We start from the raw sequence: 13,759 nt of genomic DNA on the forward strand, positions 1-13,759 counted from the left end.
GTCTGCACCTTCGCCGAGGCTGGGGTTGCAAGGTCACCCTGCGATCAGATGATTTCATCCTCATCAAACATTGGATCGTCGGCCAGTTGTGTTGAATGTTCATCCATCGCGTCCTCGGCCTGTTCTACTGACCGAACCCGTGCGAGATGGAACACCGCATCGCCTTCGTTCACAATCGGCAACACCGCGCGCCCGACAATGATACCGCTGAAAGGTGCCTCGATCTCACGTTCCAGTTCTCCAAAGGGATCAGAGACAACACCGAGCAAATCCCCTTTGTGGACCAGTTCACCGTCGGATTTCAGACTGCGAAACAATCCGCCCATCGGCGCGCGCAGCCATTTGCTGGCGGTACAAAACTGCGGCTGCCCCTTGGACGCAGCAACCCCACGCCCTGAAATCATACTGAGCGATTTCAAGACCCGCAAAATTCCGACCTGCCCAGCGCGCACAGACACCTCGTCAAAGCGCAAGCCTTCGCCAGCTTCATAAAGCAAAACAGGTGTTCCCAGATCTTGGGCCGCCTGCCGCAAAGACCCTTCGCGGATTGTCGATTCCATGATGATTGGCGCCCCAAAGGCATCCGCCAGCTTACGGATCTCGGTTTCACCCGGTGACACCCGCACCTGCGGGTAGTTGGTGCGGTGGATGGCGGCTGAATGCAAATCAATACCGAGATCCGCCCGCGACACAATCTGGGTCAAAAACTGATTGGCCAGTCGCGCAGCAAGCGAGCCGCCTTCGCTGCCGGGAAAGGATCGGTTGAGATCCCGCCTGTCGGGCAAGTAGCGGGATTTATTGATAAACCCAAATGAGTTCACAATTGGCACCACGATCAATGTCCCGCGCATTCCACGCAAAGCAGAGGACTTGAGCAAGCGGCGCACGATCTCGATGCCGATCACTTCGTCGCCATGGATACCGGCGCTGACAAACACCGTGGGCCCGTCTAGCTTCCCATGGATCACATGCACAGACATCATGACCGGTGTGTGATCAGACAAGGAACTGACCGGCAAATCAATGGTCTGGCGGCTACCCGCGGCCACCACTTCACCGCCGATTTCGAACGCAGGCCGTTTGGGCATTAGCCTTTGCCCTTTGTCTTGGTGGCACCGGGCTTTGCGCTCTTCTCGATGAACTCAATGATCTTGCCAGCGATATCAAGGCCGGTTGCCTTTTCGACACCTTCCAGACCGGGAGAGGAGTTCACTTCCATCACCAGCGGCCCATTGTCAGAGCGCAACATATCAACGCCACAGGCATTCAACCCCATCGACTTGGCAGCGCCAACCGCAGTGGCACGTTCGGCAGGCGACAGCTTGATCACCTCAGCTGTGCCCCCGAGATGAAGGTTGGAGCGGAATTCGCCCTCGGCGCCTTTGCGTTTCATCGCTGCCACCACCTTACCGCCAATTACAATCGCGCGGATATCGGTGCCGCCGGCCTCTTTGATAAATTCCTGTACCAGGATATTTGTTTTTGTCGCCCGAAAGGCCTCGATCACGGATTTGGCAGAGCGGTCAGTATCCGCCAAAACCACGCCCATGCCCTGGGTGCCTTCCAGCAGTTTGATGACCAAGGGCGCACTGCCTGCCACTTTCAGAACTTCTTCGGTTTGTTTGGGATCATGGGCAAATGTGGTTGCCGGCAGGCCGATACCATCGCGCGCCAACAGCTGCATTGAGCGCAGCTTGTCACGTGAGCGGCCGATGCCGACGCTTTCGTTCAATGGATAGACACCCATCATTTCAAACTGCCGCAACACTGCCATGCCATAGAAGGTAATGGATGCGCCAATCCGAGGGATCACCGCGTCATAGCCTGTCAGCTTTTCGCCGTTATAATAGATTTCGGGACGCCGCGACACGATGTTCATGTAGCACCGCAGGGTGTCGACAATTCGAATTTCATGGCCGCGTGCCTCGGCGGCTTCAGCCAGGCGTTTATGGGAATAGAGATTCGGATTTCGGGCAAGCATGACAATTTTCATGAAGGCGAGCTCCTTTCATCAGAGTGTTGGGCCGAAACTGGCGTCGTCAGATTGCTTTTGCTGGGATCGACAAGGATATTGTGTCGCCGCAAAGCGGTGCGTCCGACAATCATTCGAAACTTCATGTCTGAGCGCTCAGTCAGCGACAGATCGATCTTCCACAGGCGGCTGCCAATCCGAAATTTGGTTCGAATGACGACACGGGACTGCGGGATGCCACTGGTGTTGCGAATATCCCGTTGGTCGAAAATCGGGCATTCCACATCCGTATCCAGCGCGTCATCATCGAACCGGGTGTGAAACTTGACCCAAGGGACGCCATCGCGTTCAAAGCTCACGATATCGGTCGCATGCAGGGCAGATGTACGCGCCCCGGTGTCTATTTTTGCTTTGAGGTTTCTGAGACCCAGAAGCGGCAGATCGACACGCTCCCGCCAGCCAACAATGAGCATACAACGCATCTCCAGTTTCTCTATCGCATCCACCATGACAGCTTCATGCAGGTGTACCAACCTTATTTGTTGAGCTGGATTAGGTAGATGCTGCAGTCGCGTGCTGCCAGGACCCCGCGCCGAACCTCCCTCAACAGGCCGGTAACTAGACCGTTCTGCAGGTCAGATAAACCCACGCCAACGCAAAACAGCCACCAGCAGCACAAACACCACCAGTATAGCGAAGGCCATACTGCCCAGGATCTCGAGCATACGTCCCTTGCGGCGATCTGCGGTGTCGATCTTTTTCAGGTGGTTTCTCACTTCCCGCGCTGCCTGTTGCAGGGATTTTTCATCCTGGGTCTGGCGCAGCTTTGGATGCTCCAACATCGGCAAAGCATTGGCCAGACGCATCCCTTGTTTATAAATTCGCCGCGGCAGCTGACGCCGCGCCTTGCCTAAAGCGGATGCCAGATCCCCCGAGACCTCGGCATGGGATCTCAACAACTCCTGCACCTCTTCGATATCGGCAAAGATGTCTTGCGCCATTGATCTGTGCTCCGCTTTTGGGACGCTGTGCTCGCCCCGGTTTCCTGCCCCCAGTAGTTACCGCAAGCGTCCCTGCGCCTCAATGGGTCTGGCCATGCCCTGGCCGCAAGGCTATCACTGGCGCATGCTGAACTACATTCTACATGGTACCCCCACCGATAAACCTCCCTTGCTGGTTGCGCATGGTCTCTATGGATCTGCGCGCAATTGGGGGGTGATCTGCAAACGGCTCGCGGATGAGCGCCAGGTTGTCGCCGTTGATCTGCGCAACCACGGGCAAAGCCCCTGGAGCGACAGTCACAGTTACCCAGAAATGGCAGAAGACCTGGCCGAAGTCATCGCAGTGCATGGGGGCCAGATGGATGTGATCGGCCACTCCATGGGCGGCAAAACCGCCATGATGCTGGCCCTCAACCACCATGAAATGGTGCATCGCCTGATTGTCGCCGATATTGCGCCTGTGCCCTATAACCACAGTCAAATTCAATTCATCGACGCAATGCGCGCAGTGAATTTTGACCAAGTGGAACGGCGCGGCGATGTTGAGCAACAGTTGGCAAAAGCGGGTGTCGAACCGGCCCTGCAGAGCTTTTTCACCCAGTCCCTGGATATCCCTAACAAGGGGTGGCGGCTCAACCTAGACACCCTGGCGCGGCATATGCCCGACATCATGTCCTTCCCTGAGACCGAGGCCCAATGGCAGGGATCTGTGCTCTTTCTGTCTGGTGGCAATTCGGACTATGTGCGGCGCGAAGACCGCGACGTCATCCTCGCCCGCTTCCCCAACGCCCGCTTTGCCAAGATCCCCGGGGCCGGTCATTGGCTCCATGCAGAAAAGCCGCGCGCCTTTGAGGCCAATGCCCGCGCCTTTCTCAACGCCTGACTGCCATAAACAGGACCACCCCAAAGTCCGTGAGCTTTGGGGGCCACCTTTTGCCAGATTGGTGGATCAGTCCCGTGAAACAGTTAGTGGGCTCCGTTCTGATAGAGCTGACGCGCCACCAGCCAGGCCACCGGCAGGCCCAGAACCGCGCCGCCAACGGCCGCAAGCAAGATCGCATTTACCGACACAAATCCAGCCACCAGAACGGCGATAACACCGACGCCAGCCAGGCTACTGCCGATCAGGGAATAAAGAATGGATGCAAGGCGTAACATACAGGCCTCCTCGACTATTGGGTTTCGAATGTGAATCATGTCTTACCCAAATCTGCGCACCCGTTCTTTGATCCGGATCAGTTCACCTCAAAGCCCCATGCCGCGATCGACAGGTTCCTCTACCGGCGCCCCAGCCTCTTTCCAGTCAGCAAAACCACCTAGATTGTAGACCTCGTCGTACCCCATGTCTTTCAGCAGCTTGCCCGCAAGGGCCGCACGGCCACCACTGGCGCAATGCAGTACCACAGGGCGATCCGCACGCAGGGCCACATCATAAAAGGGGCTGGCAGGATCGGCGCGAAACTCCAACATCCCACGCGGAATATGATGCGATCCAGTCGCGCGCCCCTGCGCTTCCAATTCAGGGGCGTCGCGCACATCGAGCAACAAAGCCCCTCGCGCGATTAACTCCTGCGCTTGGGCCACCGGAATGCGCGCCACTGCCGCATTTGCGTCAGCCATCATCTCTTGCAAGGAAATTGCCATTTATCTCTCCTGGAGCTCATAGGCATCACCGGATGCCTGCCGCTTTGCTCCAAGATGGCGCTGTTCGAAAGCTGAGAAAACCCCTGTTCAACGGGATGTGACTATTTGGCCAAAGGCCAATCATACAGGCCAACACCGCGATGTACTGCCCAGTCATCGCCATTGCTGGCAGCAAAACCGTCACGCCAATACATGGGCGTCACTACGGTGAAATTTTAAGGGGAAAACTTGGTGCCCAGGAGAGGACTCGAACCTCCACATCGTTGCCAATACTAGCACCTGAAGCTAGCGCGTCTACCAATTCCGCCACCTGGGCAGGTGTCGTGTTGGGGCCGTATAAGGCGATGCGCGGCGGGCGTCAAACGGAAAAGCGAAGCTAGGGCCATAAAAAATCACGCCCCCGCGCAATAGCAGGCAGGATCCGGGGAGGTTTTCATAGTCAGGTTTCTTTTCAACAGCTTATCCCGCCAGCCAGAGGGAGGCCAGAGGGCGGGTAAAGAGGGAAGTAAGAGGACCAAATTTTCTTCCCTATTTGATCCTGCGCAAAGCAAGGCCATGCAATAAGCGACAAATGGGAGTCATGAAACAGATTGATCGCCTTGCTGCGCTTGGGCTTTTTGACAGCCGCGTGCCCCGCTATACTTCCTATCCCACCGCGCCGGTGTTTAGCCCCAATATCGGGCTGATGTCGCAACAGCGACAGCTGGCAGCCCTGGACCCAAAGGTTCCGGTCTCGGTCTATATCCACATCCCCTTTTGCGAACGCCTGTGCTGGTTCTGCGCCTGCCGCACCCAGGGCACCCAATCGCTGAGCCCGGTTGAGAGTTACATAGGCACGCTGGAGGCCGAGCTTGCCTTGCTGGCAGACACCCTGCCAAAGGGCCTGCGCATGGGGCGACTGCATTGGGGCGGTGGCACACCCACCATTCTGCCCCCTGCCTTGATCCACAGGCTGGCGCGCGCCGTCAAAGACGTGTTTCCGCAGACACCGGACTGGGAGTTCTCGGTGGAAATCGACCCAACCCTGGTGGACCGGGACAAAATCGCCGCCCTTGCCGCCGAGGGCATGAACCGGGCCAGTATTGGCATCCAGGATTTTGATCCCCTGGTGCAAGAGGCCATTGGCCGCCAGCAGCCCTTTGAGGCAACCCTGGCCTGTGTCGAGGATCTGCGCGCTGCCGGGATTACCTCGCTGAATGCCGATCTGGTCTACGGTCTGCCGCATCAAACCCCGGCTCGCATGGCGGATACGCTGGACAAGGTGCTGAGCCTCAAGCCCGACCGCCTCGCCCTGTTTGGATATGCCCATGTGCCCTGGGTTGCCAAGCGCCAAAAGCTGATTGATGAGACGGTTCTGCCGGATGATCAGGCGCGCTTTGCCCTGGCGGGACAATCGGCAACCGCCTTTGCCGAAGCCGGGTTCCAAGCCATTGGTATCGACCACTTTGCCCTGCCGGACGACGGCCTGGCCAAGGCGGCGCGCAGCGGTCATCTGCGACGCAATTTTCAGGGCTATACCGAAGACATCTGCCCTGCCCTCATTGGTATTGGTGCCTCGTCCATCTCGCGGCTTCCAGGTGGCTATGTGCAGAATGCCGCGGCCACTCCGGCCTATATCAAACATATCGAAGCCGGGCACCTGGCTGGCGCACGGGGCCACGAGATGACGCAGGAAGACCTGATGCGCGCCCGCGCCATTGAGATGATAATGTGTGATTTTGCCTTGGACCGAGAGTCCCTCACGCAGCAATTTGGTGCGCTGACCGCCGGGCTGGACGCGGATCTGGACCAGGTGGTTGGCCGCTTTGGCGATCTGGTCAGCCTGACGGATGCAAAGCTGGAAATCACCGAAGAGGGACGCCCGATGACCCGGATTATTGCCAGCCTGTTTGATGCCCACATGCCAGCGGATGCCAAATTCAGCCGCGCCTCATAACGCGGAACATACCGTAAATTCAAAAAAGGGGAGGCGCGCCATCTGGCCCGCCTCCCCTAGAAGTCATGTAAGTCTTGCCGCCCAATCTGGGATCAGAACCCCCGGGTGGCCCCGTGCTTGGCATAGATTGCTGCGATCTTTTTCACCGCCTCTTCCGGGCTCAGCTCTTCGCTTTCGCCGCTGCGACGCGAGGTCAGTTCAACCACACCGTTTTTCAGACCACGGGGGCCAACAGTGATGCGCCAGGGCAGGCCAATCAGATCCATGGTGGCAAATTTGCCGCCGGCGCGCTCCTTACGGTCATCATAAAGCGGCTCCAGCCCCAGCGCGGTCAGCGCCGCATACAGCTGGTTACAGGCAGCGTCTGCCTCGTCATCGCCCTGCTTGAGGTTGACGATACCACAGTGGAACGGCGTCACGCCTTCGGGCCAGATGATGCCCTTGTCGTCATGGCTGGCTTCGATGATGGCACCCAACAGACGCGACACACCAATGCCGTGCGAGCCCATGTGAACCGGGGTGGGTTTGCCGTCTGGCCCCTGCACGGTTGCGCCCATGGCCTCGGAATATTTGGTGCCAAAATAGAAGATCTGGCCAACCTCGATACCACGCGCCACCCGGCGGCGCTCTTCTGGCACCTCGTTGAACAGCGCCGCGTCATGGGTCTCATCGGTGCGGGCATATTTTGAGGTGAACTCCTCCAGCACGCTCTGACACTGCTCGACACTGTCATAGTCGATTTCACGATCCCCAAAACTCAGATCGGTGACGGCGCTATCATAGAAGACCTCGCTTTCACCGGTTTCCGCCAGCACCAGGAACTCATGGGTATAATCGCCACCAATTGGCCCGCCGTCAGCGCGCATCGGAATGGCTTGCAGGCCCATGCGTTCATAGGTGCGCAGGTAGCTGACCAGGTGACGGTTATAGGCGTGCAGCGCGTCCTCCTGGGTGAGGTCGAAATTATACCCGTCTTTCATGTAGAATTCGCGCCCCCGCATCACGCCAAAGCGCGGACGGATCTCATCGCGGAATTTCCACTGGATATGATAGAGGGTCAGCGGCAGATCCTTGTAGGAACTGACGTTGGCACGGAAAATATCGGTGATCAGCTCTTCATTGGTGGGACCATACAGCATATCGCGGCCATGGCGGTCGCTGATGCGCAGCATTTCGGCCCCATAGTCATCATAGCGACCGGACTCTTGCCACAGATCCGCCGATTGGATGGTGGGCATCAGCATCGGAATGTGGCCGGCGCGCTGCTGCTCTTCGTGCACGATGCCTTCAAGCTTTTTCAACACTTTGAAGCCAAGCGGCAACCAGGAATAGATGCCAGCAGAGGATTGCTTGATCATTCCGGCGCGCAGCATGTAGCGGTGGCTGACAATTTGGGCCTCGGAGGGGGTCTCTTTCAGAACAGGCAGGAAATAGCGGGACAGGCGCATGATGGCTCCAGAGCTGATGTGGTTCGTGTTTTCGCGATCCCGCCCGGTGTAGTGGCTGCGACGAAGGCGAGCAAGAGCAGAGGCACGAAAGCACGGACCGCCTGGCAAGCCGTCGGCCCGACCCAAGTGATTTTTACCGGCCTGTCAGCGCGATGTTGTCAATTTTTCCACCCGAGCAGCGCAAAAATAACTTGAACGACCATACAAGAATATATCTGTTAGCGGAAACCTCACTGCCAGCCCGGAGCTGCTTCGCTGTCTTTAAGGAGAAAGACTTGACCAAAACCATTCTTGAACCAGCCCGTGAGATACCGGTGATCCATGAAACCGAAGTGCTGGTGGTGGGCTCCGGCCCCGGCGGGCTGGCCGCGGCATTGGCTGCGGCACGGGCTGGTGTTGCCGTGACTCTGCTGGACCGGTTTGGCTGTTTTGGTGGCAATATCACCACCGTCGGCGTGGAGGGCTTTGCCTGGTATCGTCACGAGCAAACGGTTGAGGCCGGGGGGATAGGCTGGGAATTCGAAGACCGTGCCAAATCCATGGGCGCCGCCGTACCCGAAAGCCAATCCCTGTCCTATGAGCTGGACAGCGAGGGCTTCAAACTGGTGGCAGACAAGCTGGTAGAAGAGGCCGGAATCCACCCCATGCTGCACCGAGTCTTTGTGGCCCCGATCCGGGAAGGCAGCCGTGTCACCGGCGTCATTGTCGAAAGCAAGGCAGGCCGCGAAGCGGTGCTGGCCAAACGGGTGATCGACGCCACTGGTGATGCGGACATTGCCCATATGATGGGGGCGCCTACAGTGAAAACCCCGGTGGAGGAAATGCAGGCGGCCAGCGTCATGTTCCACATCGCAGGTGTCGACAAGCAAAAATTCATCGAGGGCGTCAAGGCCGACCCGCAGACCTATGCTGACTGGTCCACCGGCGAATGGCAGGTCGAAACCTCCGGGAAAGAAGACGAGATGTATTCGCCCTTTTTGGCCAAACCCTTTGGACAAGCGATCCGCGACGGGGTGATCCCCGCGCATCTCAATACCATTGGCGGCACATGGGGCGCGGTGCATGACAGTGGCGAGATGACCTATATGAACCTCGTGCATCTGGCAGGCATCGACGGCACCGACCCGGACAGCATGACCAGTGGCGAAATCGAAGGCCGCAAACAGGCCATGTTGGCGATAAAAGCGCTGAATGCCTACACGCCGGGCTGCGAAGCGGCGCGGTTGCGCAATTTTGGCATGACCATCGGCATTCGCGACACCCGCAAGATCGACGCCTTGCACAATATTACCGAGAATGAGACCCGCAATCAGGGCCGCTTTGACGATAGCATCGGGATTTATCCGGAATTCATTGATGGCTATGGCGTGTTGATCCTGCCCACCACCGGACGCTACATGCAGATCCCCTATCGCGCCATGTTGCCAAAGGGAGTCGAAGGCCTGCTGGTGACCGGTCGCGCCATTGGTGGCGACAAAATCGCCCATGCCGCCACCCGCAACATGGCCTGTTGTGCCGTCGCGGGCCAAGGCGCAGGCATTGCTTCGGCCCTGTCCGTCAAATCAGACTGCGCGCTGGAGGCTGTGGACATCACCGCTTTGCAGGCGGAACTGAAACGCCAAGGCGTCAGGATCGAGTGACCTGCCCCATCCCGGCCCTGTTCTCGCCCAGGGCAGGACCACACCACCCCGGCAACACAGCCTGGGTGGGATTCGCAGGGACCGGAGCACGCGCCAAAGCGGGACTTTCGGCGCAAAAAACAGCTCAGTTTAACCCCAGAGCCGCGCGCTCCTCTTGCAAGGGGCGCGGCCTTGGGCGATGACTGAGCAAAGATCCTACGGATCAGTCCGCAAAAAGGCAGCGCAGTCATGGCCCTTCCGGCAAAAAAACAGTTCAAATACTGGGGCGTTGCCGCCCTGATTTTTTCCATTGTGATGTGGTCGCTGGGCGACGTTTTACTGCCATTTGTGCTGGGCGCAGCCATTGCCTATCTGATCGACCCTGTTGCTGATCGACTGGAAACCATGGGGCTCAGTCGGTCGACGTCCACGGCTGTGATTGTCGTGTTCTTGATGCTGATCTTTTTGCTGGCTTTGCTTGTCTTGCTGCCGACGCTGATCAATCAGCTGATTGATCTGACCGAGACCCTGCCCAAGGCCTTTCGGGATCTGCGAGCCTTTGCGCAGACTCATTTCCCTTCTGTCTTTACCGAAGGCAGCCGGGCGCAACAAACCATTGCCTCGATTGTTGGCACCTTGCAGGGCAAAGGGATTGAACTGGTTGAGGGCATCGCCGGATCCGCAGTTTCGCTTCTGAATGTATTGGTATTGTTTATCATTGTTCCAGTGGTTGCCGTCTATTTGCTGCTCGACTGGGACCGTATGATAGCCCGTGTGGACGAACTGCTGCCGCGTGATCACGCCCCAATCATCCGCCGCCTGATGTCGCAGATCGACGCGGTTCTGGCCTCCTTCATTCGCGGCATGGGCACCGTCTGCCTGATTCTGGGCAGCTACTACGCTGTCACCTTGATGCTTGTCGGCCTCAACTTTGGCCTGGCGGTTGGCTTTATTGCCGGAATGGTCACCTTCATTCCCTACCTCGGAGCGCTGATTGGCGGCGCGTTGGCCATTGGCCTGGCCCTGTTCCAGTTCTGGGGCGATTGGTGGTCGATTGGCATCGTCGGCGCCATCTTTGCTTTTGGACAGGTGATCGAAGGCAACTACCTGACCCCCAAACTGGTGGGTAACTCCGTCGGATTGCACCCGGTCTGGCTGTTGCTGGCGCTGTCGGTTTTTGGCGCCCTTTTTGGATTCGTTGGTATGCTGGTCGCCGTGCCCCTGGCCGCCGCGCTCGGGGTGGTTGCGCGTTTCCTGGTAGAACAGTATCTCGACAGCCGATTGTACCGGGGCTTGGAACACCCGGCCTTGCAGCAAAAAGACGAGACCTGAAATGGCCCAACAGCTGAGCTTTGATTTGCCCGCCAAAACGGCCCTGGGGCGGGATGACTTTTTTGTCGCCCCCTCCAATGCCATGGCCGTGGCCTTGTTGGACCCTTCCTTTCACTGGCCCAGCGGCAAACTGGTTCTGACCGGCCCTGCCAGCTCTGGCAAGACCCATCTCGCCCATGTCTGGGCCAGTCAGACCGGTGCCAAGATCCTGCAGGCCAGCAGCCTGCGGGAAGAGCAGGTGCCCAAATTGGCGCAGGCGCCGGTGGTGGTGGAAGATGTTCCGGCCATTGCTGGCAACCCAGAGGCCCAAAACGCCCTGTTCCACCTACACAATCTGGTTCTGTCCAATGGCCATGCGCTGATGTTGACGGGGCGGGCTGCGCCGAATCTTTGGCAACTGTCGCTGGCAGATCTGCAAAGCCGGGTGCAGGCCGCGACCCACGCAGAGCTGCAAGCCCCGGATGATGCGTTGCTTGCCGTGGTTCTGGCAAAACTGTTTAACGACAGGCAGGTAACGCCAAAACCTGATGTTATCCCCTACCTGGTAGCCCATATGGATCGCTCATTTGCAGCTGCGGCTGTCATCGTAAAACAGCTTGATAGTCTGGCGCTCTCCGAAGGACGCACCCTGTCGCGCCCTCTTGCGGTCAGGCTGATGTCACAAGACCTTCCAAATGATCCGCTACAAGTAACCAAAAATGTCGCATATACCAGCGATTGACCCAAATCTGGGCATGGCCCATCGTGATAACACAAAGCAGAATTGATGAGGCGACCATGACCCCAGCCAAGGCCAGCTCCGCCCCCGATGGAGGCCCTTTTGGTCGCCCCGTTTTTGAAGACCCCAGCGCCCGCGCCCTATCGCGAGTCGGCGTGGTTGATGTCGGCTCCAACTCGGTTCGTATGGTGATCTTTGACGGCGCTGCACGTAGCCCGGCCTATTTCTACAACGAAAAGATCATGTGTGCCCTGGGCGCCGGCCTGTCGGAAACGGGCAAGCTGAACCCCAAAGGGCGCGTTCGGGCGCTGGCAGCGCTGCGCCGGTTCCAGCATCTGGCCCAGGGCATGGGGCTGCCAGGCCTGTCGGTGGTGGCCACAGCCGCGGTGCGCGACGCTGAGGATGGCCCGGAGTTCTGCGAGGAAGTCCTGCAGGAAACCGGGCTGAAAATCTGGGTGATTGACGGGCGCGAAGAGGCCCGGCTGTCGGCCCAGGGTGTATTGCTGGGCTGGCCCGGGTCTTATGGGTTGGTGTGCGATATTGGCGGCTCCTCGATGGAGCTGGCTGAAATCCACGATGGTGAGGTTGGAAAGCGTATGACTTCCTCGCTTGGGCCGCTAAAACTGCGTGACATCAAGGGCGGGCGTCGCGGACGCAAGGCGCATATATCTGCGGTCATGAAGGAGCTGAGCACCGAAATGGGGCGGCAGACGGATCGCCTGTTTCTGGTTGGCGGCAGCTGGCGCGCCATTGCCCGTGTCGACATGATGCGGCGCGGCTATCCCTTACGGGTTCTGCATGAATACCGAATGACCGCGCGGGATGTCCGGGAAACTCTGAAATATATCGACACCAATGATATCGAAGATCTGCGCACCGCCTGTGGCATCTCTGCCGCGCGGATGTCGCTTGTGCCCTATGCCATCGACGTGCTGTCGCGCCTGGTCAAAACCTTCAAGCCTAAGGATATTGCGGTGTCCAGTTATGGCATTCGCGAAGGCCTGCTCTATGAGCAGATGCCGCAGCGGCTGCGTAACCGGGACCCGCTGGTGGAATCCTGCCGCTTTGCCGAGTCCAAGGATGCGCGACTGCCAGGCTTTGGCAAAACGCTCTATGACTTTGTTCTGCCGCTGTTCAGCTCTGGCCCGCACGCCCAGAAGCGCCTGATCAAGGCCGCTTGCCTGCTGCATGACGTCAGTTGGCGCGCCCACCCGGATTATCGCGCCGAAGTCTGTTTTGACAATGCAACCCGCGCCAATCTTGGCGGCTTGAAACACTCTGAACGGATTTTTCTCGGCCTGGCCCTGCTGCATCGCTACCGCAACAAAAGACAGGGCACTGCCTTTGAGTATCTTTACGACCTTTTGGACGAAAAGGGCCAAAAAGAAGCTGAGATCCTAGGCAAGGCCATGCGTTTTGGCGCTATGCTGATGGTCAGCGAAGAGGGCGATATTGGCACGTTGAAATGGCAGCCCCGCAAACGTCATCTGTGTTTGGAACTGCCCCGCGCCTGTGAGGATCTGTTTGGTGAAGTGGCCGAGAGCCGTCTGAAATCGCTGGCTGAGGCCTTGGAGGCTGAGCTCAGCGTCAAGATCACCAAATAAGGTCGGCTGACGTGATCACATGCGAGCTCTGCTTTGGCAGCGACCGCATGTGCTATCGCTCACAGATCTGTGGACCCGTCGCCTGCCCCGTCAGCTGAGCCACCTTCAGGTGGCGTGCTGTCTGGTTCATCTGGTTTACGGCGAATGATGATATCGCCATTGGGCAAGATTTCCGGCGCCTCATAGCGGCTCCAGTCTTCGACCTTGCCCGCGATTTCTGTCAATGCCGGGCCCATTTCCGCCAGGAAGCTCTGCATTGACGGCCCAATCTGAGACATCAGCCCTTCCAGCTCCTCCAGGGAAGGCGCCATTTCTTCGCGCAGCCCTTTCCAGAACAGCTCAGCCCCGCGCTCCATCAGGCTGGAGCCCCCACTGTCGCCATCCTGCGGGACACTGTCCTGGGCGACAAGAGGGGAGGCCATCAAAAAACTGGCGATCAGGGCGGGAGCGAAAATATGTTTCATGGGGTCAATATAGTCTCTCTG

Annotated in this window: 14 protein-coding genes and 1 tRNA gene; 6 read left to right on the top strand and 9 right to left on the bottom strand. The window is 58.3% G+C overall.

All coding sequences use genetic code 11. The features are described from left to right. Positions 1 to 44: 44 nt before the first annotated feature. The 4 genes from JZI28_RS11980 to JZI28_RS11995 form a co-directional block, all read right to left on the bottom strand. A complete protein-coding gene (locus JZI28_RS11980; RefSeq protein WP_297338979.1) occupies positions 45 to 1,088 on the bottom strand; it encodes a succinylglutamate desuccinylase/aspartoacylase family protein in 1,044 nt (347 codons plus the stop codon). Continuing rightward, the gene (gene rimK, locus JZI28_RS11985) at positions 1,088 to 1,993 is read right to left on the bottom strand and encodes a 30S ribosomal protein S6--L-glutamate ligase (protein ID WP_375697744.1); all 906 of its coding nucleotides are present in this window, start codon (positions 1,991 to 1,993) and stop codon (positions 1,088 to 1,090) included. The genes JZI28_RS11980 and rimK overlap by 1 nt, the downstream gene beginning before the upstream one ends. Next, positions 1,990 to 2,445 carry a RimK/LysX family protein gene (locus JZI28_RS11990; protein ID WP_295453026.1) on the bottom strand — a complete coding sequence of 152 codons (456 nt, stop codon included), beginning with the start codon at positions 2,443 to 2,445 and terminating at the stop codon, positions 1,990 to 1,992. The genes rimK and JZI28_RS11990 overlap by 4 nt, the downstream gene beginning before the upstream one ends. A 162-nt stretch (positions 2,446 to 2,607) precedes the next feature. After that, positions 2,608 to 2,973 (bottom strand): hypothetical protein, encoded by a 366-nt coding sequence (locus JZI28_RS11995; protein WP_375697745.1) that lies wholly within the window; start codon positions 2,971 to 2,973, stop codon positions 2,608 to 2,610. 82 nt (positions 2,974 to 3,055) lie between these two features. Here JZI28_RS11995 and JZI28_RS12000 point away from each other — a divergent pair, with 82 nt between their 5' ends. Then, on the top strand, positions 3,056 to 3,856 hold the full coding sequence (locus JZI28_RS12000; RefSeq protein WP_375697746.1) for an alpha/beta fold hydrolase: 801 nt from the start codon (positions 3,056 to 3,058) through the stop codon (positions 3,854 to 3,856). Between the two features lie 83 nt (positions 3,857 to 3,939). Here JZI28_RS12000 and JZI28_RS12005 read toward each other — a convergent pair whose 3' ends face one another. From JZI28_RS12005 to JZI28_RS12015, 3 genes are all read right to left on the bottom strand, one after another. After that, complete coding sequence (locus JZI28_RS12005) at positions 3,940 to 4,131, bottom strand: hypothetical protein (protein WP_295453020.1); 192 nt, start codon at positions 4,129 to 4,131, stop codon at positions 3,940 to 3,942. A gap of 87 nt (positions 4,132 to 4,218) precedes the next feature. Continuing rightward, positions 4,219 to 4,617, bottom strand: coding sequence for a rhodanese-like domain-containing protein (locus tag JZI28_RS12010; protein ID WP_348155851.1), 399 nt, complete (start codon positions 4,615 to 4,617; stop codon positions 4,219 to 4,221). Positions 4,618 to 4,846: 229 nt separating this feature from the next. After that, positions 4,847 to 4,933: transfer RNA gene (locus tag JZI28_RS12015), tRNA-Leu, on the bottom strand. A gap of 264 nt (positions 4,934 to 5,197) precedes the next feature. Between JZI28_RS12015 and hemN the strand changes: the two genes are divergently transcribed. Then, positions 5,198 to 6,553, top strand: coding sequence for an oxygen-independent coproporphyrinogen III oxidase (gene hemN / locus JZI28_RS12020; protein WP_375697747.1), 1,356 nt, complete (start codon positions 5,198 to 5,200; stop codon positions 6,551 to 6,553). A gap of 92 nt (positions 6,554 to 6,645) precedes the next feature. Here the strand turns inward: hemN and proS are convergent, their stop codons facing one another. Next, the gene (proS, locus tag JZI28_RS12025; protein WP_297338973.1) at positions 6,646 to 8,001 is read right to left on the bottom strand and encodes a proline--tRNA ligase; all 1,356 of its coding nucleotides are present in this window, start codon (positions 7,999 to 8,001) and stop codon (positions 6,646 to 6,648) included. A 275-nt stretch (positions 8,002 to 8,276) separates the two neighbouring features. Here proS and JZI28_RS12030 point away from each other — a divergent pair, with 275 nt between their 5' ends. The 4 genes from JZI28_RS12030 to JZI28_RS12045 all read left to right on the top strand — a co-directional run bounded on the left by JZI28_RS12030 (position 8,277) and on the right by JZI28_RS12045 (position 13,274). Continuing rightward, positions 8,277 to 9,641 carry an FAD-dependent oxidoreductase gene (locus tag JZI28_RS12030; RefSeq protein ID WP_375697748.1) on the top strand — a complete coding sequence of 455 codons (1,365 nt, stop codon included), beginning with the start codon at positions 8,277 to 8,279 and terminating at the stop codon, positions 9,639 to 9,641. A gap of 228 nt (positions 9,642 to 9,869) precedes the next feature. Continuing rightward, positions 9,870 to 10,952 carry an AI-2E family transporter gene (locus tag JZI28_RS12035; protein WP_375697749.1) on the top strand — a complete coding sequence of 361 codons (1,083 nt, stop codon included), beginning with the start codon at positions 9,870 to 9,872 and terminating at the stop codon, positions 10,950 to 10,952. 1 nt (position 10,953) lies between these two features. Next, positions 10,954 to 11,673 carry a chromosomal replication initiator DnaA gene (locus JZI28_RS12040; RefSeq protein ID WP_375697750.1) on the top strand — a complete coding sequence of 240 codons (720 nt, stop codon included), beginning with the start codon at positions 10,954 to 10,956 and terminating at the stop codon, positions 11,671 to 11,673. A gap of 56 nt (positions 11,674 to 11,729) precedes the next feature. After that, positions 11,730 to 13,274: a Ppx/GppA family phosphatase gene (locus tag JZI28_RS12045; RefSeq protein ID WP_297338969.1), complete on the top strand. Its 1,545-nt coding sequence runs from the start codon at positions 11,730 to 11,732 to the stop codon at positions 13,272 to 13,274. Positions 13,275 to 13,333: 59 nt separating this feature from the next. Here the strand turns inward: JZI28_RS12045 and JZI28_RS12050 are convergent, their stop codons facing one another. Beyond that, a complete protein-coding gene (locus JZI28_RS12050) occupies positions 13,334 to 13,738 on the bottom strand; it encodes a hypothetical protein (RefSeq protein ID WP_295452964.1) in 405 nt (134 codons plus the stop codon). Positions 13,739 to 13,759: the final 21 nt, after the last annotated feature.

The sequence above is a fragment of the Pseudophaeobacter sp. TrK17 genome, from assembly GCF_042192375.1.
GTDB lineage: Bacteria > Pseudomonadota > Alphaproteobacteria > Rhodobacterales > Rhodobacteraceae > Pseudophaeobacter.

Excerpts from the sequence above, each read along its gene's own strand:
- JZI28_RS11980 (WP_297338979.1), bottom strand. The coding sequence starts at position 1,088 with ATGCCCAAACGGCCTGCGTTCGAAATCGGCGGTGAAGTGGTGGCCGCG.
- rimK (WP_375697744.1), bottom strand. The coding sequence starts at position 1,993 with ATGAAAATTGTCATGCTTGCCCGAAATCCGAATCTCTATTCCCATAAA.
- JZI28_RS11990 (WP_295453026.1), bottom strand. The coding sequence starts at position 2,445 with ATGCTCATTGTTGGCTGGCGGGAGCGTGTCGATCTGCCGCTTCTGGGT.
- JZI28_RS11995 (WP_375697745.1), bottom strand. The coding sequence starts at position 2,973 with ATGGCGCAAGACATCTTTGCCGATATCGAAGAGGTGCAGGAGTTGTTG.
- JZI28_RS12000 (WP_375697746.1), top strand. The coding sequence starts at position 3,056 with ATGGGTCTGGCCATGCCCTGGCCGCAAGGCTATCACTGGCGCATGCTG.
- JZI28_RS12005 (WP_295453020.1), bottom strand. The coding sequence starts at position 4,131 with ATGTTACGCCTTGCATCCATTCTTTATTCCCTGATCGGCAGTAGCCTG.
- JZI28_RS12010 (WP_348155851.1), bottom strand. The coding sequence starts at position 4,617 with ATGGCAATTTCCTTGCAAGAGATGATGGCTGACGCAAATGCGGCAGTG.
- hemN (WP_375697747.1), top strand. The coding sequence starts at position 5,198 with ATGAAACAGATTGATCGCCTTGCTGCGCTTGGGCTTTTTGACAGCCGC.
- proS (WP_297338973.1), bottom strand. The coding sequence starts at position 8,001 with ATGCGCCTGTCCCGCTATTTCCTGCCTGTTCTGAAAGAGACCCCCTCC.
- JZI28_RS12035 (WP_375697749.1), top strand. The coding sequence starts at position 9,870 with ATGGCCCTTCCGGCAAAAAAACAGTTCAAATACTGGGGCGTTGCCGCC.
- JZI28_RS12040 (WP_375697750.1), top strand. The coding sequence starts at position 10,954 with ATGGCCCAACAGCTGAGCTTTGATTTGCCCGCCAAAACGGCCCTGGGG.
- JZI28_RS12045 (WP_297338969.1), top strand. The coding sequence starts at position 11,730 with ATGACCCCAGCCAAGGCCAGCTCCGCCCCCGATGGAGGCCCTTTTGGT.
- JZI28_RS12050 (WP_295452964.1), bottom strand. The coding sequence starts at position 13,738 with ATGAAACATATTTTCGCTCCCGCCCTGATCGCCAGTTTTTTGATGGCC.